The sequence below is a fragment of the Bacillus sp. FSL R7-0685 genome (assembly GCF_038002425.1).
GTDB classification, from domain to species: Bacteria; Bacillota; Bacilli; order Bacillales; family Bacillaceae; genus Bacillus; species Bacillus subtilis.
This window is the reverse complement of the sequence record NZ_JBBOCN010000001.1, coordinates 3,151,575-3,175,922: the sequence shown is the minus strand read 5'-3', so window position 1 is coordinate 3,175,922 and position 24,348 is coordinate 3,151,575. Positions and strand designations below refer to the sequence as shown.

The following is a 24,348-nucleotide window of genomic DNA, read 5'->3' as shown; positions in this document are numbered from 1 at the left end:
ATGGAGCATGTCAAATACATACTTAAGCAATCCTGGTCGCGCCATTCGAGCTCTAAATGGACGGAAGAATGCCCGTCATGCGGCCAATGCGGCGTGACGGCATTGGTGATTCAAGACCATTTCGGCGGCACGATTTTCAAAACAAGAGTCGATGAGAGCTGGCATTTTTATAACAGCATCAATGGTGTGGTGTACGATTTTACGAGTGAGCAGTTTCAGGCGCCTATTGAATATCAGCACATTCCTTCCTCAAGAGAAGAGGCGTTTTTAGATACGAATGAGGAACAATATCAGCATTTGCGTGAGGCATTTTCCCGCCATATGAACAGCATTTCCGAGGAAACCTGAAAACACGTGTGATAAACTGGAAGAGAGGTGAATGAGTGTGATTTATATCGGACTGACGGGATGGGGGGATCATGACAGCATCTATCCGCCGAAAACGGCCAGCCAGAAAAAATTGCAGGCCTATTCCTCCCATTTTCCGATCGTGGAATTAGACGCGAGCTTTTACGCGATTCAGCCGGCGCGCAATAATGAAAAGTGGGTGAAGGAAACGCCCGAAACCTTCCAATTTATCGTGAAAGCATATCAGGGCATGACAGGGCATCAGCGCGGCGAAATTCCCTTTGACTCAAAAGAGGAGATGTTTGATGCGTTTAAGGTGTCTTTAACGCCATATTTACATAGCAATAAGCTCGCCATGGTGCTGTTTCAATTTCCGCCGTGGTTTGACTGCAAGAAGGAGAATGTCGCCTATTTGAGATGGTGTAAGCACCAAATGGGAGATATTCCTTGCGCGCTTGAATTCAGAAACCGTTCCTGGTTCTCGCCGCCATTTTATGAGCAGACGCTTTCATTTATGAAAGCGGAAGGCTGGATTCACAGTGTCTGTGATGAACCGCAAATCGGAGAAGGCAGCGTTCCGACCGTGTTGCGCGCGACCGATGAAAACAAAACGCTCGTCAGGTTTCACGGACGCAACAAGCAGGGCTGGATGAAGCCTGATGGCGGGAAAAACTGGCGGGAGGTCAGGTACTTATACCGCTACAACCAACAGGAGCTGGAGGATTGGAAAAAGCACCTGAATGAATTGCAGCAGCAATGTAAGGATGTTTTTGTTCTGTTCAACAACAATTCCGGCGGTGACGCTGCGGATAATGGCAAGCAGATGCTTGAACTGCTTGATATCGAGTACAGCGGACTTGCTCCGAGACAGCTCGATTTATTTTAGAAAAGAGGTTTTTATTGATGTCGTTTGTGATTTTGGTCGTACTGGGATTAATCGCAGGTACGGTAGGAAGTCTGATCGGGCTTGGCGGCGGAATTGTCATTGTGCCGTCTCTGATGTTTTTAAGCACAGTGACGCAGCTGTTTCAGGATGTGACGCCGCAGGTTGCGATTGGAACTTCGCTTTTGGTCATTATTTTTACGGGCCTTTCTTCAACTTTGGCTTATATTAAATATAAAACAGTTGATTATAAGAGCGGACTCATTTTCTTTATCGGTTCGGGTCCCGGCAGCATGATCGGGGCTTACGTGTCAAAGCTGTTCAATTCAAACTCGTTTTCCGTTTGGTTTGGCATTTTTATGATTCTGATTTCATTATCCTTAATGCTGAAAGCGAAAGCCCGGCCAATCAACAAAGCGCACAAAGGAATTATCCGGACATTTCAGGATGATGCCGGTGAGCCTTATACGTACTCATATCAGGCCTCTGTCGGTATTGCCATTGCCTTTGTTGTCGGTTTTTTAGGCGGACTTTTCGGTATAGGCGGCGGATCACTGATGGTTCCGGCGATGATGCTGTTATTTCTGTTTCCGCCGAAGGTTGCGGTGGCAACGTCCATGTTTATTATTTTCCTGTCTTCTATGACAGGGTCTGTTTCACATATGATTTCCGGGCACGTCAATTGGCTGTACGCCCTCGCGCTTGTGCCCGGCGCTTGGTTCGGCGGAAAGCTTGGCGCCGCCATCAACAGAAAAATGCAGACGAAAACGATCGTTATGATCATGCGGATCGTATTGATTTTGATCGGCTGCCAGCTCATTTATGAAGGCATTTTCAGCTGAACGATTAGGGAGAGATATTATGAAGGAGAAGCTCCGCTTATATCATACAAATGATTTGCACAGCCATTTTGAAAACTGGCCGAAAATTGTAGATTATATCGAGCAGAAAAGAAAAGAGCATCAGTCAGACGGCGAAGAGACGCTCGTTTTTGATATTGGCGATCATCTTGATCGTTTTCAATTCGTGACAGAGGCAACATTCGGAAAAGCGAATGTCGATCTCTTAAACCGCCTTCACATTGATGGAGCGGCGATCGGAAATAACGAAGGGATTACGCTTCCGCATGAAGAGCTTGCTGCCTTATATGATCATGCTGAATTTCCTGTCATCGTCTCTAATCTGTTTGATAAAAATGGAAACCGTCCGTCCTGGGCGGTGCCTTACCATATCAAATCATTGAAAAACGATATGTCCATCGCTTTCTTAGGTGTAACTGTGCCGTATTATCCTGTATATGACAAGCTGGGATGGACAGTAACGGATGCCCTTGAAAGCATAAAGGAAACCATTCTGGAAGTGAAAGGGCAGGCTGATATTATCGTTCTGCTGTCACATTTAGGCATTCTTGATGATCAGGCAGTGGCTGAAGCGGTGCCTGAGATTGATGTAATCCTCGAATCACATACCCATCATTTGCTTGAAGATGGACAAGTGGTGAATGGGGTACTGCTGGCCAGCGCCGAGAAATACGGGCATTATGTCGGCTGTGTAGAAATCACGGTGGACAGCGTACAGCGAAGCATCATCAGCAAAACGGCTTCTGTGCAGAACATGGCGGAATGGACAGGAGAATCCGCAGAAACAAAAGCGTTTCTCAATGAAAAAGAACGTGAAGCCGAGGAGAAGCTGTCCGATGCCGTTGCAGAGCTTGCACAAGATGCTGAGGTGAAGTGGTTTGAAGAATCAGAGCTGCCTTTGCTTTTGGCATACGCCTTAAAGGAATGGTGCGAGACGGACATCAGTATGGTCAATTCAGGTGTCATTCTCGGTCCGCTTAAAGCAGGTCCTGTGACAAAGCTGGATCTGCACCGAATCTGTCCGCATCCGATCAACCCGGTGGCTGTCCGCCTGACGGGAGAAGAACTGAAGGAAACCATTGTCCATGCCGCTTCCGAACAAATGGAGCAGCTCCGGATCAAAGGACTCGGCTTCCGCGGAGAAGTGATGGGGAAAATGGTGTATGCCGGCGTTGAGGTAGAAACGAAACGGCTCGATGACGGGATCACCCATGTCACCCGCATCACGCTGAACGGGGAAGATATTGAAAAACATAAACAATACTCTGTTGCGGTGCTTGATATGTTCACGCTCGGCAAACTGTTTCCGTTGATTCGCGACGCTGCAGAAAAAGAATATTTTATGCCGGAATTTTTGCGGGATCTGCTTGCTTGGAAGCTTGCGCAATAAGGCAGTCAGCCCACAACAAGCTGTGCCCTTCATCATAAAGTGATGAATGAAGGGAGTGGTTGACGTGGTAAACCTGACACCGATCATGATAGAAGGACAGCCTTTTACAGCTGTGACAGTGAAACTTCCAAAAACGAATTTTATGGCCGTCGCCAATGATCACGGATACATTATGTGCGGCGCGCTTGATGTGGCGCTGCTGAATGAAAAATTAAAGGAGCGCGGCATCGTGGCGGGGCGGGCAGTTGGTGTCCGCACCATTGACCAGCTGTTAGACGCACCTTTAGAATCCGTCACGTACGCTGCGGAAGATCTTGGCATCAAAGTCGGCATGAGCGGCAGAGAAGCGCTTTTAAAAATGGTGAAATAAAATAAATTGGCCCCGGCTATTACTATGTCCCCTCTTACAAGCATACATTGTGATATGTAAGGGGGGATTTTCTTGCCAAGATATCGCGGCCCTTTTCGCAAGAGAGGACCTTTGCCTTTCCGTTACGTGATGCTCCTGTCAGTTGTCTTTTTTATCCTGTCAACAACGGTCAGCCTTTGGATGATCAATGGCTCGATCAAACCTGTTTTAATGGACATCGGCGAGATGGAAACGAAGCGTATAGCGACAGAGGTGATCCAGGATTCGATTGAGGACTATATGTCTGACAGTGAAAATATGAAAGATATGTTTCAAATGAATTCTGATGAAAACGGAAACTTAACGACAATCGATTTTAATACACAGGTTGTAAACAGTGTGAAAACAAAAGTGACAAAGCAGCTTCAGGCTCATTTGAAAGAGATGGAAACCCATACCGGACACAGCGGCGCCAGTGAAAACATTATGATCAACATTCCGCTGGGACAGGTAACCGGCAACAGCCTTCTTGGAAACCTCGGGCCGAAAATCCCGGTCCGGTTCAATTTAATCGGTGACGCTTTTACAGATGTCAAAACCAAAATCAAGCCGTATGGCATAAATAACGCACTTATTGATATCAGCATCTTTGTCGAAATTAAAGTGAAGGTCATCATTCCATTTGCCAGCAAAACCGCTGTCGTCACAAATAATGTTCCTGTATCGATTAAAGCAGTGCAGGGCGAAGTGCCGCAGTTTTATAATGGAAGCGGCGGCTCGGGTGTCACGCCTTCTGTCCAGCTTCCGAGCAGCAAAGAAAACGGTGCCGATTCAAAAAAAGAAAAAAGCAGCAAATAAGCCGCCTGTTGAAGAGGCGGCTTTTTGTTACTTCTTTTTTTGGTATTCATATCGCTCCCACGCCCTCAAATGCGGGTATGGATCAAATGACCATTCGGTTCTTCCGTTATCTTTGTACATGCCATAGTGCAGATGCGGCGGGAACTTCCCGGCGGTTCCCGGCGGGCCGTATCCGGAGCTGCCGACTGATCCGATCACTTGGCCAGGCTCAACGATTTGTCCTGTTTTAATCCCTTTGGCAAACCCATTGAGATGGGCAAAATAATGATACGTATTGTTAATGTCCCTGATGCCGATTCTCCATCCTCCGAAGCGGTTCCAGCCCTTCATTTCAACTACGCCGTAACATGTGGATTTGACAGGAAGGCCGTAATGGGCAAAGATATCCGTACCTTCATGAATCCGCCTTCCACCGAAGCCGCGGGCATCTCCCCACGTGCTTCGGTAGCTGTAATCGGTTCTGATCGGAAGCGGGAATGCATGCTCGCCCAGATCAATATGGCCGTAGGCTTTAAACAGCTTCATGAATTCAGATATAATCCCCACTGTCTGATCACGCCGGTAATAATTCCAAAGCCCGATCCGGATGTTGTCTTCATCTGTGCCATACGACAGTAAGTATTGGCTGAACGTATACAAGATATCTTCATCGTTGCTGACCTCGGCTTTCCCGTCTCCATCGCCATCCATTCCGATTCCGTCAAACACTTTAATGCTTAACGGCGCATCGTCTTTCGGATTCGGGTTTTCAGGCCCGCTCCAGATATCATCGGGTATATAGATGCTGATGATTCCCGCCTTTTCAGGCAGATCTTTCCGGTTGCTCCGCACGTTTTCTTCGTATTGATCAACAGCGGCGAGCGCATACCAAGGGATCTGCGTCACAGCTTCGATTTTATGATATAATTCCATCCGTTTCGACAGCACTGGATCTGAAAGTTTTTTTCCAGACGCAGAAGGCTCAAATGCAAACAAAAGGAGAAGAAGAGCGGATAACAAAACTTTCACAAAATAATCTCCTTTCATATTGAATACACATAGTTTGCGGCAACCCGGCTTAAAAATGTCAGTAATCATCTTCCCTTGTCGAGAAATTTTTCCTATGTTAAAGTGTCTAAAGAAAAGACTTTCTTTAGTTAGAAAAACATTATTTTTGTTGCAGAACTAAAACCTGCACCTTTCTCGTTTTCAGAATGTTTCGTGTCAGAAATTGAGTATATTGGATATTGGAGATGATGGGAATTGGCAAAGAAAGACGAACACCTCAGAAAGCCCGAATGGCTTAAAATTAAATTAAATACAAATGAAAACTATACAGGGCTCAAAAAACTCATGCGGGAAAACAACCTGCATACCGTATGCGAAGAAGCAAAGTGTCCGAATATTCATGAATGCTGGGCGGTCAGACGTACAGCGACATTTATGATTTTAGGTTCTGTTTGTACAAGAGCATGCCGTTTCTGTGCTGTCAAAACAGGCCTTCCAACTGAGCTTGATCTGCAAGAGCCGGAACGCGTAGCGGATTCAGTCGCGCTTATGAATCTGAAGCACGCGGTTATTACGGCTGTTGCGCGTGACGATCAGAAAGATGGAGGGGCAGGCATTTTCGCGGAAACTGTCCGTGCGATCCGCAGAAAAAGCCCGTTCACAACAATTGAGGTGCTGCCGTCTGATATGGGCGGAAACTACGATAACCTAAAAACCTTAATGGATACACGCCCAGACATCCTGAATCACAATATCGAAACGGTTCGCCGCCTGACGCCAAGAGTCCGTGCGCGTGCGACGTACGACCGTTCATTGGAATTTTTGCGCCGTGCGAAGGAAATGCAGCCTGACATTCCGACAAAATCAAGTATCATGATCGGGCTCGGCGAAACAAAAGAAGAGATTATTGAAGTAATGGACGACCTCTTGGCGAACAACGTGGATATTATGGCAATCGGCCAATATCTGCAGCCGACGAAGAAACACTTGAAAGTCCAAAAATACTACCATCCTGATGAATTTGCAGAATTAAAAGAAATCGCGATGCAAAAAGGCTTCAGCCATTGTGAAGCCGGTCCGCTTGTCCGTTCCTCTTACCATGCGGATGAACAAGTAAACGAAGCATCTAAAAAGCGTCAAGCACAAGCATAATGCCAAAACGCCAGATCATCTGGCGTTTTTGTCATTCCTATCGATTTTCATGTCCTGACGCGTTTCTCCATTGGCATTTTCATTCTCTGAGACAGGGCTTCCTTGCGGGGAGGTTTTCATTTCTTGAATCGTCCCCGACATGATCTCTCTGATATCCCTTGAACCAGAGCCGAGATTGCTGTAATTTTCGACGGACTGCATATGGTTTGGATTATCGGAAATATACACGTGATAGTATCGCGGTATCACGGAAGCCGCTGTTTTTTTCACCTGATCGGCGGTCAGCTCCCGGTTTTTAGAATCGGTTTTGTATACGACAAGCGCTTCTCGGTCAGTCACCAATGTCGCAGCATCTTGAATATGGGGGAGCTGAACCGTTAAACTTGATATCATGTGAGCGGTTTCTTCCCGGTTCATCACCGGCGTTTTCTGCTGGTCTCCGTCAAATTGTTCTTTTTGATAGCGGACATAGCCAAATTGTTCGTTCTCATTATGCCTGTTAAAAGCCTCGTTGCGGTCCGACACATGAATGGGTTTGGTTTGATTCTGCGTCTGATTCCGGACATTTTGGGCATTATCCAATCCTGCGCCTCCGCACCCGGATAAAAGTCCGGTCAGCAGGCAGAGGCTGACAGCGGTTCGTTTCATTTATCAATCCCTCCTCATGTGTAGGGTAGCCAAATCGCATGATTTATTCTTTAGCAATTGATGGGGACGGGGCAATGAATTATGATAGGAATGAGTGAAAAAGAGGTGAGATCATGATTCTTATTCAAAATGCCGAATTTGAATTGGTGCACAATTTCAAAGACGGCTTCAACGAAGAGGCTTTTAAAGCCCGCTACTCCGATATATTAAATAAATACGATTATATTGTGGGAGACTGGGGATACGGTCAGTTAAGGCTCAAGGGCTTCTTTGACGACCAGAATCAAAAGGCAACCTTCGAAACGAAAATCAGCACATTAGATGAATATATTTACGAATACTGCAATTTCGGCTGTGCGTATTTTGTCTTGAAACGGATCAGAAAATAAATATACACAAAGGGGATGCTGTCATGTATTTTGTTGACAGAAGCAAAATCGAGAAAACACTAATGTTCTTCGAGCACCAGCTGGCGCTATTTGACTCACAAACAGACTGGCAGTCTGAAATCGGGGAATTGGCACTTCAGCGTATAGGCCATCTGTTAATCGAATGCATTTTGGATACAGGCAATGACATGATTGACGGCTTTATTATGCGGGACCCGGGCAGCTATGACGACATTATGGATATACTTGTTGATGAGAAAGTTGTCACGGAAAAAGAGGGTGCTGAGCTCAAGGAATTGATCGCTTACCGCAAAACATTGGTTCAACAGTATCTGCTCGCTGACAGCGGCGAGCTTTACAGGCTGATCAAGGCGCATCAAACAGCTCTTCAGGACTTCCCGAAACGGATCAGAAGCTATTTGGAAACAGAGCTAGGACCTGTTTCTGCGTTTAAATAACAACTGGAAAGCCACAGGAGTGTTGGATATGAAAACATATAAAGGATATTTAATTGATTTAGACGGAACGATGTACAATGGCACGGAAAAAATCGAGGAGGCGTGTGAATTTGTCAGAACGCTGAAAGATCGCGGCGTTCCTTATCTTTTCGTGACAAACAACTCTTCGCGCACACCGAAGCAGGTAGCGGACAAGCTCGTGTCTTTTGATATTCCGGCAACAGAAGAGCAGGTCTTCACGACCAGCATGGCAACTGCCCAGCACATTGCACAGCAGAAAAAAGACGCGTCTGTGTATGTGATTGGGGAGGAAGGAATCCGCCAGGCGATTGAAGAAAACGGCCTGACATTTGGCGGAGAAAACGCGGACTTTGTCGTTGTTGGCATCGACCGTTCCATTACATACGAAAAATTTGCTGTCGGCTGCCTGGCAATCAGAAATGGCGCCCGCTTTATTTCCACTAACGGAGATATTGCGATTCCGACTGAAAGAGGGCTTCTGCCGGGAAACGGCTCACTGACATCGGTGTTAACCGTATCTACAGGTGTACAGCCTGTATTTATCGGCAAGCCGGAATCAATTATTATGGAGCAGGCGATGCGCGTTCTCGGCACAGATGTGTCTGAAACACTCATGGTCGGCGACAACTACGCCACTGATATTATGGCCGGCATTAACGCGGGTATGGATACGCTGCTCGTTCACACAGGCGTAACGAAAAGAGAACATATGACAGACGATATGGAAAAACCGACTCACGCCATTGACTCTCTGACTGAATGGATTCCATACATTTGAAAAAAGGGCGCCCTAAAAGGGTGCCCTTATTCTGTATGCCGCGCGCGGTGAGCAAGTCTGCTTGAAGCCGCGGCGGAAATCGCTCCGACGATGTCATCTAAAAAGGTATGGCATTCACCGGTTGATTTATCATTCAATCGTTTAAGGATTCCGGGTTTTTCTTTGTCGATGTAACCGTAGTTCGTAAACCCGATCGATCCGTAAATGTTCACAATGGAAAATGCCAGAACTTCATCTACTCCATATAGGCTTTCATCTATTTCCAGCATCGTTTGCAGCGGTTCAGACAGTTTTTTCTGCTCAGCAAGAACATCCAATTCAATGCCCGTTAAAATCGCGTTTTGCACCTCGCGTTTTGCGAGAACACGATTGACGTTCAGCGTGCATTCATCAATGGTTAAATCCGGATGATATTTTTTCTGCAGAAAAAAGACAAGCTCGGCAATGTCTGATACCTCAACGCCGCGCTCCTTCATCCGTGCTCTTGCTTTAGCTTCCATCTGACTGAATTGTTCGTTTTCTGACATCAGCTTCACCCAATCTTTTTTACTAGTTTATACAAAATGCTTGAGAAGTTTACGACTTTTTCTTGCGCCTTCTTCGGATTAAAATATGTATTCATAATTCCGGCTGTGTATGACTACGATGTGATGAGCCCTAATTCAACAGGCAGGTGATCATGGTGAAAGGTACAATAAAAGAAAAATACGGCATTCACATCAGGCAGCTTTCCATGTACCAGCACACATATCAATGCTTTCAGACGCCTAATTCATACTTTCTGATTGTCCCCGTTTCCCAATTCTCAGAAACAGAGCTGGCGGAGCTTTATTACATGAGTCAGTATTTACAAGAACAAAGTGACCCATACGTTTCGGTTTTTATCTTTACAAAAGAAGGTGAACTGACATTTGAACATGAGGGAAAAACGTACGCTCTGCTGAAGGCGGCCCCCCCTTATTCAAACAGGGCGTTCTCCATTGGAGCGGAGCTTGCGGAATTTCACCGAAAAGGCCGAGGATATCCATATGAGGTGAAGGCGGCCGGAAGAATCGGCCAGTGGAAGGATCTGTGGGGAAAACGAATTGATCAGCTGGAAGCATTTTGGCAGAGAAAGGTTCAGACCCCTCCGCATGAGCCATTCGATAAAAAAATGATCGAATCATTTCCATATTATTTAGGACTGTCAGAAAACGCGATACAATATTTAGTGGACACTGAGCTGGATGACAAGCCCCAAGCCGCTGATTCAGGAACGATATGCCATCAGCGGATGGAAAGGCATACATGGTCACCGGAATCATTGATCAGGATTCCGGCGGATTGGGTGTTTGACCACGCTTCCCGTGATTTGGCTGAATATATGAGGCATACGTTTTTGCATCACAGACAAGATTTTAATCAGCAGGGCTTTCTCTTTTTACAGGAATACGAGCAAGTCACACCGCTGTCTTCATTTTCGAAACGCCTTTTATACAGCCGTCTGCTTTTCCCGCTTCATTATTTTGAAATCGTAGAAAGCTATTACATGTCATCAGAATCAGAAAAGCATTATTTTGAAGAACAGCTTAACTTCATTCTTAATGACTGTGGGCGTTATGAACAATTTCTCAATACAGCGCAGGAATTCATGAATATGCGGGCGCAGAAGCTGTTTGTTCCACGCGTCAGCTGGCTCGGCAAAGGCAGCTCAGGGTGAGGAGAAAATCTGACAAAAATAATTAGAAAATAAAGAATCTTGTCATATCAATGCGTTAAGCGTTTACATTCGCAAAATTCAGCCTAATGCTGTCTTGTCAAAACAGGAGCGGGCTTATATAATGTTTGTAACTTATATGTCTGTGTTGAGTTAACAATTGTCTTTTTCAAGAGGACAATCAAAAGAAAGGTGGAGTTTTTTTGAAAGCGATTCGTGTAGGGCTTTTAGGTTTAGGTACCGTCGGAAGCGGTGTCGTTAAAATTATTCAAGACCATCAGGATAAGCTTATGCATCAGGTCGGCTGTCCGGTTACGATAAAAAAAGTGCTTGTAAAAGATTTAGAGAAAAAGAGAGAAGTAGATTTGCCGAAGGAAGTGCTCACGACAGAAGTGTATGATGTCATTGATGATCCAGATGTTGATGTCGTCATCGAGGTGATCGGCGGCGTTGAACAGACAAAACAATATTTGGTCGACGCGCTGAGATCGAAAAAGCATGTTGTCACAGCAAACAAGGACTTAATGGCTGTGTACGGCTCCGAGCTGCTTGCCGAAGCGAAGGAAAATGGATGCGATATCTACTTTGAAGCCAGTGTTGCCGGCGGGATTCCGATTCTGCGCACGTTAGAGGAAGGCCTCTCATCAGATCGAATTACAAAAATGATGGGAATTGTGAACGGCACAACAAACTTTATCTTAACCAAAATGATCAAAGAGAAAAGCCCATACGAGGAAGTGCTCAAGGAAGCGCAGGATCTCGGTTTTGCCGAAGCTGATCCGACTTCTGACGTGGAAGGGCTTGACGCCGCACGGAAAATGGCGATATTGGCGCGCCTCGGCTTCTCGATGAACGTGGATCTGGAAGACGTCAAAGTAAAGGGGATCTCCCAAATTACAGACGAGGACATCAGCTTCAGCAAACGCCTCGGCTATACAATGAAGCTGATCGGGATTGCTCAGCGTGACGGCAGCAAAATCGAGGTCAGCGTACAGCCGACACTGCTTCCTGACCATCATCCGCTTTCTGCTGTTCATAATGAGTTTAACGCTGTTTATGTATACGGCGAGGCTGTCGGTGAGACGATGTTCTACGGGCCGGGAGCCGGAAGCATGCCGACAGCGACATCCGTTGTTTCTGACCTCGTCGCTGTCATGAAAAATATGCGCCTAGGTGTAACCGGCAACAGCTTTGTCGGACCGCAATATGAGAAAAACATGAAATCGCCGTCTGACATTTATGCACAGCAGTTTTTAAGAATTCATGTAAAAGATGAGGTTGGTTCATTCTCGAAAATTACATCTGTGTTCTCAGAGCGGGGCGTGAGCTTTGAAAAAATCCTTCAGCTGCCAATTAAAGGCCATGATGAGTTAGCTGAAATCGTAATTGTCACACATCATACATCAGAAGCTGATTTCAGTGATATCCTGCAAAACCTAAATGATTTGGAAGTCGTTCAAGAAGTCAAAAGCACATATCGTGTAGAAGGGAACGGTTGGAGCTAATGTGGAAAGGACTTATCCATCAATATAAAGAATTTTTACCTGTAACAGATCAAACACCGGCGCTAACTTTACATGAAGGAAACACACCTCTTATTCACCTGCCGAAGCTGTCTGAGCAGCTCGGAATTGAGCTTCATGTCAAAACGGAAGGCGTCAATCCTACGGGATCATTTAAAGATCGCGGAATGGTTATGGCTGTGGCAAAGGCAAAAGAAGAAGGCAATGACACGATTATGTGCGCGTCAACAGGTAACACTTCCGCTGCTGCGGCAGCATATGCAGCCCGTGCTAACATGAAATGCATTGTCATCATCCCGAACGGAAAAATTGCATTTGGAAAACTCGCTCAAGCTGTCATGTACGGAGCCGAGATTATCGCAATTGACGGAAACTTTGACGATGCGCTTAAAATTGTCCGTTCCATCTGTGAGAAATCACCGATTGCCCTTGTCAACTCAGTCAACCCTTACCGCATTGAAGGCCAAAAAACTGCTGCCTTCGAAGTGTGCGAACAGCTGGGGGAAGCGCCTGATGTTTTAGCGATCCCGGTCGGAAACGCGGGAAACATCACTGCGTACTGGAAGGGCTTCAAGGAATATCATGAGAAAAACGGCACAGGCCTTCCGAAAATGCGTGGCTTTGAAGCTGAGGGTGCGGCGGCAATCGTGCGCAATGAAGTGATTGAAAATCCTGAAACAATAGCGACAGCCATTCGTATCGGAAACCCGGCAAGCTGGGACAAAGCTGTAAAGGCAGCCGAGGAATCCAATGGGAAAATTGACGAAGTCACTGATGATGAAATCCTTCACGCATATCAGCTGATCGCCCGTGTAGAAGGCGTGTTTGCAGAACCAGGTTCTTGCGCGTCTATCGCAGGAGTGCTGAAACAGGTGAAATCCGGAGAAATTCCGAAAGGCAGCAAGGTCGTAGCTGTGTTAACAGGAAACGGACTGAAAGATCCGAACACAGCGGTCGACATTTCAGAAATCAAGCCTGTCACATTGCCGACTGATGAAGACAGCATCCTTGAATATGTAAAAGGAGCGGCCCGTGTATGAACGAAGCCGACATGCTGTTCTCTGTCACTGTTCCCGGAAGCACAGCTAACCTAGGCCCCGGCTTTGATTCAGTCGGAATGGCGCTCAGCAGATATTTGAAGCTGACCGTCTTTGAAAGCGACAAATGGTCTTTTGAGGCTGAAACAGAAACAGTCGCCGGAATTCCGGCGGGTACAGATAACCTGATCTATCAAGTGGCTAAACGGACCGCAGATTTGTACGGAAAAGAAATACCTCCTGTCCATGTGAAGGTGTGGAGCGACATCCCGCTTGCACGCGGCCTTGGCAGCAGCGCCGCGGCGATTGTAGCGGCCATTGAACTGGCTGATGAATTATGCGGCTTAAAGCTGTCTGAAGCGGACAAGCTGCATTTAGCGAGTCTAGAAGAAGGACACCCGGACAATGCTGGCGCTTCTCTCGTCGGCGGACTTGTGATCGGCCTGCATGAGGATGACGCGACCCAAATGATCCGCGTCCCGAATGCTGACATTGACGTAGTCGTTGTCATTCCTTTTTATGAAGTGCTGACAAGAGACGCGAGAGACGTGCTTCCGAAGGAGTTTCCATATGCCGATGCCGTAAAAGCAAGTGCTGTCAGCAATATCCTCATTGCTGCGATCATGTCCAAGGATTGGCCGCTCGTCGGGAAAATCATGAAGAAGGATATGTTCCATCAGCCGTACCGGGCGATGCTTGTGCCTGAGCTGTCAAAAGTAGAGCACGTCGCCGAGATGAAGGGCGCATATGGAACGGCTCTCAGCGGAGCAGGCCCAACGATTCTAGTCATGACTGAAAAAGGAAAGGGAGAAGAGCTAAAAGAACAGCTCGCGCTTCATTTCCCTCATTGTGAAGTAGACGCTTTGACCGTTCCGAAAGAGGGAAGTATAATAGAGCGAAATCCTTTATATCAAGTAAAAAGTGTATAGATCATGCCAAGCGTTCCTCAGCGTCAGCGGAGGGCGCTTTTTTTTGCTGGAGATAAAGGAGTTTTTATTTAGAAAAACGAAATACATGTAAAAAGGAGGAGATGAATATGAAAAAGCTGATAACCGCAGACGACATCACAGCGATTGTCTCTGTGACCGATCCTCAATACGCCCCAGACGGCACCCGTGCCGCATATGTAAAATCACAAGTAAATCAAGAGAAAGATTCGTATACATCAAATATATGGATCTATGAAACGAAAACGGGCGGGTCTGTTCCTTGGACACATGGAGAAAAGCGAAGCACCGACCCAAGATGGTCTCCGGACGGGCGTACGCTAGCCTTTATTTCTGATCGAGAAGGCGATGCGGCACAGCTTTATATCATGAGCACTGAAGGCGGAGAAGCAAGAAAACTGACTGATATCCCATATGGCGTGTCAAAGCCAATATGGTCCCCGGACGGTGAATCGATTCTGGTCACTGTCAGTTTGGGAGAGGGAGAAAGCATTGATGACCGAGAAAAAACAGAGCAGGACAGCTATGAACCTGTTGAGGTGCAAAGCCTCTCCTACAAACGGGACGGCAAAGGGCTGACGAGAGGCGCGTATGCCCAGCTTGTGCTTGTCAGCGTAAAGTCGGGTGAGATGAAGGAGCTGACAAGTCACAAAGCTGATCATGGTGATCCTGCTTTTTCTCCTGACGGCAAATGGCTTGTTTTCTCAGCTAATTTAACTGAAACAGATGATGCCAGCAAGCCTCATGATGTTTACATAATGTCATTGGAGTCTGGAGATCTTAAGCAGGTTACACCTCATCGCGGCTCATTCGGATCTAGTTCATTTTCACCAGACGGAAGGTATCTTGCTTTGCTTGGAAATGAAAAGGAATATAAGAATGCAACGCTCTCAAAGGCGTGGCTCTATGATATCGAACAAGGCTGCCTCACATGTCTGACTGAGATGCTGGACGTTCATTTAGCGGATGCGCTGATTGGAGATTCATTGATCGGTGGTGCTGAACAGCGCCCGATTTGGACAAAGGACAGCCAAGGGTTTTATGTCATCGGCACAGATCAAGGCAGTACGGGCATCTATTATATTTCGATTGAAGGCCTTGTGTATCCAGTTCGTCTGGAAAAAGAGTACATCAATAGTTTTTCTCTTTCACCTGATGAACACCACTTTATTGCCAGTGTGACAAAGCCGGACAGACCGAGTGAGCTTTACAGTATCCCGCTTGGACAGGAAGAGAAACAGCTGACTGGCGCGAATGACAAGTTTGTCAGTGAGCATATGATATCAATACCTGAAGAGATTCAATATGCTACAGAAGACGGCGTGATGGTGAACGGCTGGCTGATGAAGCCTGCACAAATGGAAGGTGAGACAACATATCCACTTATTCTCAACATACACGGTGGTCCGCATATGATGTACGGACATACATATTTTCATGAGTTTCAGGTGCTGGCGGCGAAAGGATACGCGGTCGTTTATATCAATCCGAGAGGAAGCCACGGCTACGGGCAGGAATTTGTGAATGCGGTCAGAGGAGATTATGGGGGAAAGGATTATGACGATGTGATGCAGGCTGTGGATGAGGCTATCAAACGAGATCCGCATATTGATCCTAAGCGGCTCGGTGTCACGGGCGGAAGCTACGGAGGTTTTATGACCAACTGGATCGTCGGGCAGACGAACCGCTTTAAAGCTGCCGTTACCCAGCGCTCGATATCAAATTGGATCAGCTTTCACGGCGTCAGTGATATCGGCTATTTCTTTACAGACTGGCAGCTTGAGCATGACATGTTTGAGGACACAGAAAAGCTCTGGGACCGGTCTCCTTTAAAATACGCAGCAAACGTGGAGACACCGCTTTTGATACTGCATGGCGAGCGGGATGACCGATGTCCGATCGAGCAGGCGGAGCAGCTGTTTATCGCTCTGAAAAAAATGGGCAAGGAAACCAAGCTTGTCCGTTTTCCGAATGCATCGCACAATTTGTCACGCACCGGACACCCAAGACAGCGGATCAAGCGCCTGAATTATATCAGCTCATGGTTTGACCAATATCTCTAATAAAAAAAGCCAGGCTGATCAAATATCAGCCTGGCTGCTTTATTAAAAGACTTGTTCTACTTCAACGACACCCGGCACTTCTTCTAGAAGAGCGCGCTCAATTCCGGCTTTCAGCGTAATTGTTGAACTTGGGCAGCTGCCGCATGCGCCTAGAAGACGAAGCTTAACGATACCTTCATCTACGTCTACAAGCTCACAGTCACCGCCGTCACGAAGTAAAAACGGACGAAGTTTGTCCAGTACTTCCTGCACCTGTTCTTTCATTTCAACTTCAGTCATGACATTCGCTCCTTTCGTCGTCATAAAACCATTATATTCAGTGTAACAATAAAAATCTATTGTTTGGTTTGCAAAGTTGCTTTCCCTATTATAGCACATTCAGACTTCAACACAAAAACGGTTTTTTTCTATAAAAACGCCCTTTGGCTCTGTATACTTAAAAGAAAGGACTTACATAGGAGAAGGGGGCGTCTACAAGTGATGAAACCAGTCATTCTAAGCGTGTACGGGGCAGAAACCGTTTGTGCGAGCTGTGTCAATATGCCGACAGCCAAGGATACATACGAGTGGCTTGAGGCTGCGCTGAAAAGAAAATATCCAAATCAGCCTTTTGAGATGCAGTACATCGATATTCATGAGCCGCCTGACAATGAACATGCGAAAGAGCTTGCGGAAAAAATCAGAAATGACGAGTATTTTTATCCGCTTGTGCTCGTAGAAGACAAAATTGTCGGTGAAGGCAATCCAAAATTAAAAGACGTTTATGAGGAAATGGAGAAGCATGGGTATACAGAAAACCGCTGACTTGATCAGCGGTTCTTCTCTATCATTAACCGTTATGGTGTTTATACATCCACAGCAAGCCGGATTTCAGCATACGCGGAACACGGCCGATCAGCGGACGGTCAGCAACAAGCCCGAAGCCGGCTTTTTTTCCGAGTGAACCGAGGACGCCTTTCAGCTTAAACTGCGGCATTGATTCAGGCAGGGCTTCTCCATTCCAGCGTTTTTGCAAGATTTGGACAATCTGCTCTGCTTGAGCCTCTGCCAGCTGGGCGCTCGGTGCATGAGGAAGGCTGGCGCAATCGCCGACAACGTACAGATGTTCATCACCTGGAAGATTATGATGAGGCGTTAATACAATACGCCCTTGTGCGTCCTTCTCCACATCTAAGTCTCTGACGACTTTGTTTGGCTGGATGCCGGCTGTCCACACGATGGCGTCTGCAGAAATCGGATCATCGTGGTTATACACAACGCCTTCTTCTACTTTTGTGATATTTGCCCTGTTAATAATGCGGACACCGTGCTCTTCGAACCATTTTTGCACATATTTGCTTAAACGCTCGGGAAAGCTTGATAAAATGAGATTACCGCGGTCGAACAAAATAATGTTCAGGTCATCACGGCTTTCTCTCAATTCACTTGCAAGCTCAACGCCGCTTAAGCCCGCTCCGACAATGGCGACGGTGGCATTAGCGCTCAGATTATTCAGCTTTTGGTAGGTTTCGCGGGACTGATCGATGGTTTGAATACTGTAGGTGAATTCAGGCGCTCCCGGCACGTTGTGATATTTATCCTCACAGCCGAGCCCGATTACGGCGTCATCGTAAGAAATCGGTTCACGATCTTGGAACAGCACTTGTTTTTGTACAATATCAATTGATGTGATATCACCGTATTGGACATCCAGGCGAGGGTGCTCTGGGAATGACACTCTGATATGATGGTCAGAAATTGTGCCTGCGGCAAGGGCATAATATTCTGTTTTCAAGCAGTGATAAGGATTTCTGTCAATTAACGTGATTGAAACATCATCAGGCAGCTGGTTTGGCAATAAGCGATGAAGAACGCGCATGTTCCCGTAACCTCCGCCGATCAAGACCAATTTTTTCATTTGAATTCCCCTTTAATCCGAAGAGTATGATAGATACATTGAAGAAAATACGAACTATGTAAAATAACATCTAGAATTATATCGAATTTGATCTAAAATCACAATAATAGTTTCAAAATAACCTACAATTTAGCCTGAAAACACAAATTAGTAAAACGTTATTTGAGAAATAATATGTTACGATAATAAATTTTGAATCATCCGTTGTCTTTGACGAATAGTGAAAAATTCGCGATAATGGACATATGTGAGGTGAAACCGCATGAATCCAATGATTGAATTTTGTGTCAGCAATCTGGCTCACGGCTCTCAGGAAGCCCGGGCGATTTTGGAGAAGGATCCCAACCTTGATGTCCTTGAATATGGCTGCTTAAGCTACTGCGGGACATGCATGGAATCGCTTTTCGCTCTGGTAAACGGAGAAGTCGTCATGGGTGAAACGCCTGCTGAGCTTGTTGAGAATATATATACCTTTATTGAAGAAAATCCAATGTTTTAAAGAAAAGGGCCTGGACAGGCCCTTTTTTATTTTGCCGTACAAAAGAACTAAAAAAATGTGTAGACATCAAAAAATATTATTGTTATCGTATAAAAGATATTTTTTTAAATAAAATTTAAGAGGTGTACGAGTATTCATGAATGTTCTGTGGGGGCTGCTGGGCGCAGTTGCGATCATTGCTATCGCGTTTTTATTTTCAGAAAAGAAAAGCAATATTAAGATAAGAACCGTCATCGTTGGTTTATGCACACAGGTGGCGTTTGGATACATCGTGTTGAAATGGGAAGCGGGACGCGCTGTTTTTTTATGGTTTTCAAGCCGTGTACAGCTTCTGATTGACTATGCGAATGAAGGCATCAGTTTTATTTTTGGACCGCTTCTAAAGGTCGGAGACAGTCCGGCATTTGCATTAAGTGTACTGCCCGTTATCATTTTCTTCTCAGCACTGATTGCAGTTTTATATCATTTGAAAATCATGCAGCTCGTTTTCCGTGTCATTGGCGGCGGATTGTCGAAGCTCCTTGGAACAAGCAAAACGGAATCTCTGGCGGCTGCTGCCAATATTTTTGTAGGACAATCAGAATCTCCGTTAGTGATCAAACCCCTGATTGCCGGGCTGACGCGCTCTGAGTTGTTTACGATTATGACGAGCGGTCTATCGGCAGTTGCGGGATCTACCTTGTTTGGGTACGCGCTTCTCGGTATTCCGATTGAGTACTTGCTGGCGGCCAGCTTTATGGCTGCTCCAGCTGGACTAGTCTTTGGTAAATTGATTATACCCGAAACGGAAAAAACGCAAACCGTAAAAAGCGATTTCAAAATGGATGAAGGCGAAGGCGCAGCCAATGTCATTGACGCAGCTGCAAAGGGAGCGTCAACAGGACTGCAAATTGCGTTAAATGTTGGGGCGATGCTGCTTGCGTTTGTTGCGTTAATCGCTGTAGTAAACGGTATTCTCGGCGGGGCTTTCGGCTTGTTCGGTTTAAAAGGCGTAACATTAGAATCCATTCTCGGCTATGTGTTTTCTCCTATCGCCTTTTTGATTGGCGTGCCTTGGCATGAAGCATTGCAGGCGGGAAGCTATATCGGCCAGAAATTGGTGCTGAATGAGTTTGTCGCTTATTCTAACTTCGGTCCGCACATCGGCGAGTTTTCTAAGAAAACTGCTACCATTATCAGTTTCGCGTTATGCGGATTCGCCAATTTTTCATCAATTGCGATTATGCTTGGTACGCTTGGCGGTTTAGCGCCCAGCCGCCGTTCAGATATCGCACGTCTCGGCCTGAAGGCTGTTCTTGCAGGAACATTAGCCAATCTGCTCAGCGCAGCCATTGCCGGCATGTTTATATAAACGATAAAAGCTCCTTGCGTCAGTGCAAGGAGCTTTTATGTATGAAAAACGGGGGATAATTGTATTGTGTCCGCTTATAATAGCTTTTATACTAAGAAAAAGAAAAAAAGTTGGAGGCACCTATGAACTCATTTCGATTTACCAAAATGCACGGCCTGGGAAACAGTTATATTTATGTGAATCAATTTGAAGAACAGCTTCCAGAAGAAAAACTGTCAGAGATTGCAATTCAGGTTTCTTCTGTTTATACAGGGATCGGATCCGACGGAATGATCCTGATATGCCCATCAGACCAAGCGCCTGTTAAAATGCGGATTTTTAATAATGACGGGTCTGAAGGGAAAAACTGCGGCAACGGCCTGCGCTGCGTCGCAAAATACGCATATGAGCATAAGCTGGTTGAGGAAACATCTTTTCTGATTGAAACTCTCTCCGGGCTTGTGAAAGCGGAGGTTCAAGTCGAAAACGGAAAAGTGAATGTGGTCACTGTCGATATGGGCGAACCGCGCTTGACAAAATCCGAGCTTCCTATGCTTGACGGCGGGGAAGAGCACACAATCAATGAAACGATGGCATTTGGTGAAGTAGAACTAACAGGCACTGCCGTTTCAATGGGAAATCCGCATATCGTTTTTCCGATCGCAGACATTGAACAGGCACCCTTAACGACACTGGGGCCGGTGATTGAGAAAGATCCGAGATTTCCGGAAGGCATCAATGTGGAATTCGTTGAAACCGTGAATGAACAAGAATTGCATTTCCGCGTCTGGGAACGGGGATCAGGGATTACTCAGGCATGCGGGACAGGAGCATGTGCAGCGGCAGTCGCATCTGTATTAAACGGCGTATCAAAGCGAAATCAAGACATCACGGTGCATTTAGCAGGCGGGGATTTGGTGATAAACTGGAAAGATAACGGCCATGTAATGATGACAGGGCCGGCTGAAACCGTTTGTGAGGGTGTCTATTTCTTGTAAAACACCTTGTTTGAGAATTGGAACGATCATGTTTATAATAAAAGACAGCAACCGGTTTTTAAAAGGAGGTTCACAATGATGAGCAACCCGGTAACAATTACAGAAGCAGCAGCTTTGCATATAAAAGATATGATGAAAGAGCATGAAGAAGAAAACGCGTTTCTGCGTGTAGGCGTCAAAGGCGGCGGCTGTAGCGGACTTTCTTACGGCATGGGCTTTGAGCATGAAAAGAGTGAATCAGACAGTGTGTTTGATCAGCACGGCATCACTGTTCTAGTTGACAAAGAAAGCCTTGACATCATGAACGGCACCGTGATTGATTATAAACAATCCATGCTCGGCGGCGGCTTCACCATCGACAATCCAAACGCCATCGCTTCATGCGGCTGCGGTTCTTCGTTCAGAACAGCAACGAATGCAGGCAAGCCTGAAGAGTGCTAAGCACTAAAAACGGATAGCAACTATTACTGACGCTTTTCTTAGCGATAAATCATCGTTAAGGGAGGCGTTTTTATTATGGGGAAATGATGCAGAGAGTTCCGGGGACTTCGGCAAGAGAAACGCTGCTTTGTTGTTTGATTTTTGTTGTAAATACAGCAAAGTTACGCTATATTTAATGCGGGGTATGTTTTATTGCATTTGCAACAAAATCACGATAGGGAGTTGGTGATGAAGAAGATTTTTGGAATGGTAACAAGGTCAGTATCTGTTCCGTGTTTAAATATATTAAAAAGGGACACAAGACAATTGAATTTTAAATAAAGGGGCTGAATCCGAACAATGAGTGTAAAAATGAAAAAATGCAGCCGGGAAGATTTACAAACACTTCAACAATTGAGTATTGAAACATTCAATGACACTTTTAAAGAACAGAACTCACCTGAAAATATGAAAGCCTATTTAGAAAGCGCATTTAACACTGAGCAGCTGGAAAAAGAGTTATCCAATATGTCTTCGCAATTCTTTTTTATTTACTTTGATCATGAAATCGCTGGATATGTAAAGGTCAATATCGATGATGCTCAGTCTGAAGAAATGGGTGCTGAATCACTTGAAATCGAGAGAATTTATATAAAGAACAGCTTTCAAAAACATGGGCTTGGCAAACATCTGTTGAATAAAGCGATAGAAATTGCGCTGGAACGTAATAAAACGAACATTTGGCTAGGTGTGTGGGAAAAAAATGAAAATGCCATTGCCTTTTATAAGAAAATGGGGTTTGTTCAGACCGGCGCCCACTCTTTTTATATGGGTGATGAAGAACAAACGGATTTAATCATGGCTAAAACACTCATATAATATTTTTCGAAGGGTGGATGATGATGTATATTCCAAAATATTTTAAAGTCACAAATGCTGAAGAAATTTGGAATTTTGTACAAGAAAACTCCTTTGGTACGGTTGTCACAACAGAACAAGGAAAACCAATTGCCACACATTTGCCGTTAGGATTCAATAAAAAAGATGATCATTACTATATTACGGGGCATTTCGCTTATGGAAATCCTCAGTGGAGAACGTTTGAAGCCTGTGAAGATGTGCTTGTGATGTTTCAGGGACCGCACGCTTATATTTCTTCTTCCTGGTATTCGCGCGAAAATGTTCCGACGTGGAATTATCAGGCTGTCCACATGTATGGAAAAGCAAGTATGTTAGAGAAAGATGAATTAGCAGAAGAATTAACAATCATGCTGGAGAAATACGAAAAACATCGTGACAATCCTGTTTTATGGGATAAGCTTTCTCCAAAACTCTTAGAACGTGAATTGAAAGGTATCGTTGGATTTAAGATTAAGGTGGAAGACATTCAAGCGGCATATAAATTAAGCCAGAACCGAAATGAAACGGATTATATGAACATCATTGAACAGTTGCAAAATGAAGAAAATCCAAATGCAAAACAAATGGCAGAACTGATGGAAGATAAATTCAAAAAGCAAATATAAGCTTACTTTGCTGAAGAAGTAGCAGAAAACGCCAACTCAAGCGGAGAACCGCTGACTTGGCGTTTTTTTATGATTAATATTTATCCCCATTAAAAATGGAATTCTTCACAATCACATAATCCACATTGCGGATGGCGTCAAGTTTTGTTCCGCCTGCATAAGAAATAGAAGATTGAAGATCCTGCTCCATTTCAATCAGTGTATCCTTGATCGAGCCTTTATGCGCCACGTGCATTTTTTTGCCTTCGACATTTTTCTTTTCGCCTTTTTGGAATTCAGAGGCTGAGCCGAAGTACTCCTTGTAAAGCTTTCCGTCTTTTTCGATCGTTTGGCCTGGCGATTCTTCGTGTCCGGCAAATAGTGAACCGATCATGACCATCGTTGCGCCGAATCGGATTGATTTTGCGATGTCGCCATGGGTGCGGATGCCGCCATCCGCGATAATCGGTTTGCTGGCAGCCTTGGCACACCAGCGCAGCGCCGCTAATTGCCAGCCGCCTGTGCCGAAGCCGGTTTTGATTTTCGTAATACATACTTTTCCCGGTCCGATGCCGACTTTAGTGGCATCCGCTCCCGCATTTTCAAGCTCTCTGACCGCTTCCGGCGTTCCGACATTGCCAGCAATAACAAAGCTGTCCGGCAAATGTTTTTTAAGGTGCTGGATCATTTCAATGACAGCATTTGAGTGCCCGTGAGCAATGTCAATTGTCACGTATTCAGGCGTCAGATTTTCTTCTGCCAGCTGGCGGACAAATTCATACTCCTCATCTTTGACGCCCACGCTGATAGAAGAGAATAACCCGCGTGCGTTCATATCTTTAATAAAATCAATTCGTGTCTCAGGCTCAAATCGGTGCATGACATAAAAGTAGCCATTTTCGGCTAATTGAATCGCTAGCTTTTCATCTATAATCGTCTGCATATTGGCAGGGACGACGGGTAATTTAAATGTACGTCCGCCTAAACGTACGGATGTATCACATTCTGAACGGCTATTTACAATGCATTTTGCAGGAATTAGCTGAATATCTTCGTAATCAAATACGTTTTCCATGGTTTTCACTCCTAAAAACGAATATTTAAAAGTATAATATATGAAATGTTCGCCTTCTATAATGTACTCTGTTTTATTTAGGATGTCAAACATTATGATTTGCTGGCAGGTGTGGTGCAAGTGCCGAAGCTTGTCATGCAGGGTGAGTTTAGGTATCATAGTTTTAACGAATGGTCTTAGAGAGCGGATCAAAACGCGAATGATATACGTTCAGCAAAGCTTGGTCGTTCAGCACCA

28 protein-coding genes are annotated in these 24,348 nt (G+C 45.4%); 22 read left to right on the top strand and 6 right to left on the bottom strand.

Annotation, left to right across the window (positions count from 1 at the left end; all coding sequences use genetic code 11):
* The 6 genes from MKY50_RS16615 to yunB all read left to right on the top strand — a co-directional run bounded on the left by MKY50_RS16615 (position 1) and on the right by yunB (position 4,688).
* Positions 1-348: a YunG family protein gene (locus tag MKY50_RS16615; RefSeq protein WP_003242865.1), complete on the top strand. Its 348-nt coding sequence runs from the start codon at positions 1-3 to the stop codon at positions 346-348.
* A gap of 37 nt (positions 349-385) precedes the next feature.
* Complete coding sequence (locus MKY50_RS16610; protein WP_003243895.1) at positions 386-1,234, top strand: DUF72 domain-containing protein; 849 nt, start codon at positions 386-388, stop codon at positions 1,232-1,234.
* A gap of 17 nt (positions 1,235-1,251) precedes the next feature.
* On the top strand, positions 1,252-2,073 hold the full coding sequence (locus MKY50_RS16605) for a sulfite exporter TauE/SafE family protein (RefSeq protein ID WP_003228670.1): 822 nt from the start codon (positions 1,252-1,254) through the stop codon (positions 2,071-2,073).
* A gap of 19 nt (positions 2,074-2,092) precedes the next feature.
* The gene (locus MKY50_RS16600; RefSeq protein ID WP_151262412.1) at positions 2,093-3,481 is read left to right on the top strand and encodes a bifunctional metallophosphatase/5'-nucleotidase; all 1,389 of its coding nucleotides are present in this window, start codon (positions 2,093-2,095) and stop codon (positions 3,479-3,481) included.
* Between the two features lie 64 nt (positions 3,482-3,545).
* A complete protein-coding gene (locus MKY50_RS16595) occupies positions 3,546-3,851 on the top strand; it encodes a YunC family protein (RefSeq protein ID WP_019712942.1) in 306 nt (101 codons plus the stop codon).
* Between the two features lie 72 nt (positions 3,852-3,923).
* Positions 3,924-4,688: a sporulation protein YunB gene (yunB, locus tag MKY50_RS16590; protein ID WP_009968113.1), complete on the top strand. Its 765-nt coding sequence runs from the start codon at positions 3,924-3,926 to the stop codon at positions 4,686-4,688.
* 27 nt (positions 4,689-4,715) lie between these two features.
* On the opposite strand, the gene lytH is transcribed toward yunB, so the two are convergent.
* Positions 4,716-5,696, bottom strand: coding sequence for an L-Ala--D-Glu endopeptidase (gene lytH / locus MKY50_RS16585; RefSeq protein ID WP_003243462.1), 981 nt, complete (start codon positions 5,694-5,696; stop codon positions 4,716-4,718).
* A gap of 234 nt (positions 5,697-5,930) precedes the next feature.
* On the opposite strand from lytH, the gene lipA reads away from it, so the two are divergent.
* Positions 5,931-6,827 (top strand): lipoyl synthase, encoded by an 897-nt coding sequence (lipA, locus tag MKY50_RS16580; RefSeq protein WP_003222888.1) that lies wholly within the window; start codon positions 5,931-5,933, stop codon positions 6,825-6,827.
* A gap of 15 nt (positions 6,828-6,842) precedes the next feature.
* Here the strand turns inward: lipA and MKY50_RS16575 are convergent, their stop codons facing one another.
* The gene (locus MKY50_RS16575; protein WP_021480537.1) at positions 6,843-7,475 is read right to left on the bottom strand and encodes a YhcN/YlaJ family sporulation lipoprotein; all 633 of its coding nucleotides are present in this window, start codon (positions 7,473-7,475) and stop codon (positions 6,843-6,845) included.
* Between the two features lie 113 nt (positions 7,476-7,588).
* Here MKY50_RS16575 and MKY50_RS16570 point away from each other — a divergent pair, with 113 nt between their 5' ends.
* From MKY50_RS16570 to nucF, 3 genes are read left to right on the top strand one after another with little or no spacing between them, the layout of a single operon-like run.
* Positions 7,589-7,864: a YutD family protein gene (locus MKY50_RS16570; protein ID WP_003228682.1), complete on the top strand. Its 276-nt coding sequence runs from the start codon at positions 7,589-7,591 to the stop codon at positions 7,862-7,864.
* Positions 7,865-7,887: 23 nt separating this feature from the next.
* Positions 7,888-8,322 carry a DUF86 domain-containing protein gene (locus MKY50_RS16565; protein WP_014477881.1) on the top strand — a complete coding sequence of 145 codons (435 nt, stop codon included), beginning with the start codon at positions 7,888-7,890 and terminating at the stop codon, positions 8,320-8,322.
* Positions 8,323-8,350: 28 nt separating this feature from the next.
* A complete protein-coding gene (nucF, locus tag MKY50_RS16560; RefSeq protein WP_003243196.1) occupies positions 8,351-9,121 on the top strand; it encodes a 5' nucleotidase NucF in 771 nt (256 codons plus the stop codon).
* Between the two features lie 26 nt (positions 9,122-9,147).
* On the opposite strand, the gene MKY50_RS16555 is transcribed toward nucF, so the two are convergent.
* A complete protein-coding gene (locus MKY50_RS16555; RefSeq protein WP_003243814.1) occupies positions 9,148-9,648 on the bottom strand; it encodes a phosphatidylglycerophosphatase A family protein in 501 nt (166 codons plus the stop codon).
* A 152-nt stretch (positions 9,649-9,800) separates the two neighbouring features.
* On the opposite strand from MKY50_RS16555, the gene cotNH reads away from it, so the two are divergent.
* From cotNH to MKY50_RS16530, 5 genes are all read left to right on the top strand, one after another.
* Entirely contained in the window at positions 9,801-10,820 is a 1,020-nt protein-coding gene (cotNH, locus tag MKY50_RS16550; RefSeq protein WP_014480751.1) for a spore coat-associated protein CotNH, read from the top strand.
* Positions 10,821-11,020: 200 nt separating this feature from the next.
* Positions 11,021-12,322 carry a homoserine dehydrogenase gene (locus MKY50_RS16545; RefSeq protein ID WP_003228694.1) on the top strand — a complete coding sequence of 434 codons (1,302 nt, stop codon included), beginning with the start codon at positions 11,021-11,023 and terminating at the stop codon, positions 12,320-12,322.
* A complete protein-coding gene (gene thrC, locus MKY50_RS16540; protein WP_003228697.1) occupies positions 12,322-13,380 on the top strand; it encodes a threonine synthase in 1,059 nt (352 codons plus the stop codon). The genes MKY50_RS16545 and thrC overlap by 1 nt, the downstream gene beginning before the upstream one ends.
* The gene (thrB, locus tag MKY50_RS16535; RefSeq protein ID WP_033883904.1) at positions 13,377-14,306 is read left to right on the top strand and encodes a homoserine kinase; all 930 of its coding nucleotides are present in this window, start codon (positions 13,377-13,379) and stop codon (positions 14,304-14,306) included. Before thrC ends, thrB begins: the two co-directional genes overlap by 4 nt.
* A gap of 107 nt (positions 14,307-14,413) precedes the next feature.
* Positions 14,414-16,387 carry a S9 family peptidase gene (locus MKY50_RS16530; RefSeq protein WP_341116953.1) on the top strand — a complete coding sequence of 658 codons (1,974 nt, stop codon included), beginning with the start codon at positions 14,414-14,416 and terminating at the stop codon, positions 16,385-16,387.
* 42 nt (positions 16,388-16,429) lie between these two features.
* On the opposite strand, the gene MKY50_RS16525 is transcribed toward MKY50_RS16530, so the two are convergent.
* Complete coding sequence (locus MKY50_RS16525) at positions 16,430-16,765, bottom strand: NifU family protein (RefSeq protein ID WP_010886606.1); 336 nt, start codon at positions 16,763-16,765, stop codon at positions 16,430-16,432.
* A gap of 99 nt (positions 16,766-16,864) precedes the next feature.
* On the opposite strand from MKY50_RS16525, the gene MKY50_RS16520 reads away from it, so the two are divergent.
* Positions 16,865-17,191 (top strand): YuzD family protein, encoded by a 327-nt coding sequence (locus MKY50_RS16520; RefSeq protein ID WP_015714646.1) that lies wholly within the window; start codon positions 16,865-16,867, stop codon positions 17,189-17,191.
* A 25-nt stretch (positions 17,192-17,216) separates the two neighbouring features.
* Here the strand turns inward: MKY50_RS16520 and MKY50_RS16515 are convergent, their stop codons facing one another.
* Complete coding sequence (locus MKY50_RS16515; protein ID WP_003228707.1) at positions 17,217-18,284, bottom strand: NAD(P)/FAD-dependent oxidoreductase; 1,068 nt, start codon at positions 18,282-18,284, stop codon at positions 17,217-17,219.
* Between the two features lie 262 nt (positions 18,285-18,546).
* On the opposite strand from MKY50_RS16515, the gene MKY50_RS16510 reads away from it, so the two are divergent.
* The 6 genes from MKY50_RS16510 to paiB all read left to right on the top strand — a co-directional run bounded on the left by MKY50_RS16510 (position 18,547) and on the right by paiB (position 23,057).
* Positions 18,547-18,783 (top strand): YuzB family protein, encoded by a 237-nt coding sequence (locus tag MKY50_RS16510; protein ID WP_003222913.1) that lies wholly within the window; start codon positions 18,547-18,549, stop codon positions 18,781-18,783.
* A gap of 136 nt (positions 18,784-18,919) precedes the next feature.
* A complete protein-coding gene (locus MKY50_RS16505) occupies positions 18,920-20,134 on the top strand; it encodes a NupC/NupG family nucleoside CNT transporter (protein ID WP_003228710.1) in 1,215 nt (404 codons plus the stop codon).
* Positions 20,135-20,256: 122 nt separating this feature from the next.
* Positions 20,257-21,111, top strand: a complete 855-nt coding sequence (gene dapF / locus MKY50_RS16500) for a diaminopimelate epimerase (RefSeq protein WP_003243745.1) — start codon at positions 20,257-20,259, stop codon at positions 21,109-21,111.
* Between the two features lie 78 nt (positions 21,112-21,189).
* Positions 21,190-21,552, top strand: a complete 363-nt coding sequence (locus MKY50_RS16495; RefSeq protein ID WP_003244166.1) for a HesB/IscA family protein — start codon at positions 21,190-21,192, stop codon at positions 21,550-21,552.
* A 339-nt stretch (positions 21,553-21,891) separates the two neighbouring features.
* Positions 21,892-22,410, top strand: coding sequence for a spermidine/spermine N(1)-acetyltransferase (gene paiA, locus MKY50_RS16490; RefSeq protein ID WP_029318471.1), 519 nt, complete (start codon positions 21,892-21,894; stop codon positions 22,408-22,410).
* A 23-nt stretch (positions 22,411-22,433) separates the two neighbouring features.
* Positions 22,434-23,057, top strand: a complete 624-nt coding sequence (gene paiB, locus MKY50_RS16485; RefSeq protein ID WP_032726806.1) for a protease synthase/sporulation negative transcriptional regulator PaiB — start codon at positions 22,434-22,436, stop codon at positions 23,055-23,057.
* Between the two features lie 73 nt (positions 23,058-23,130).
* Here the strand turns inward: paiB and guaC are convergent, their stop codons facing one another.
* Positions 23,131-24,111 (bottom strand): GMP reductase, encoded by a 981-nt coding sequence (gene guaC, locus MKY50_RS16480; RefSeq protein ID WP_029725886.1) that lies wholly within the window; start codon positions 24,109-24,111, stop codon positions 23,131-23,133.
* Positions 24,112-24,348: the final 237 nt, after the last annotated feature.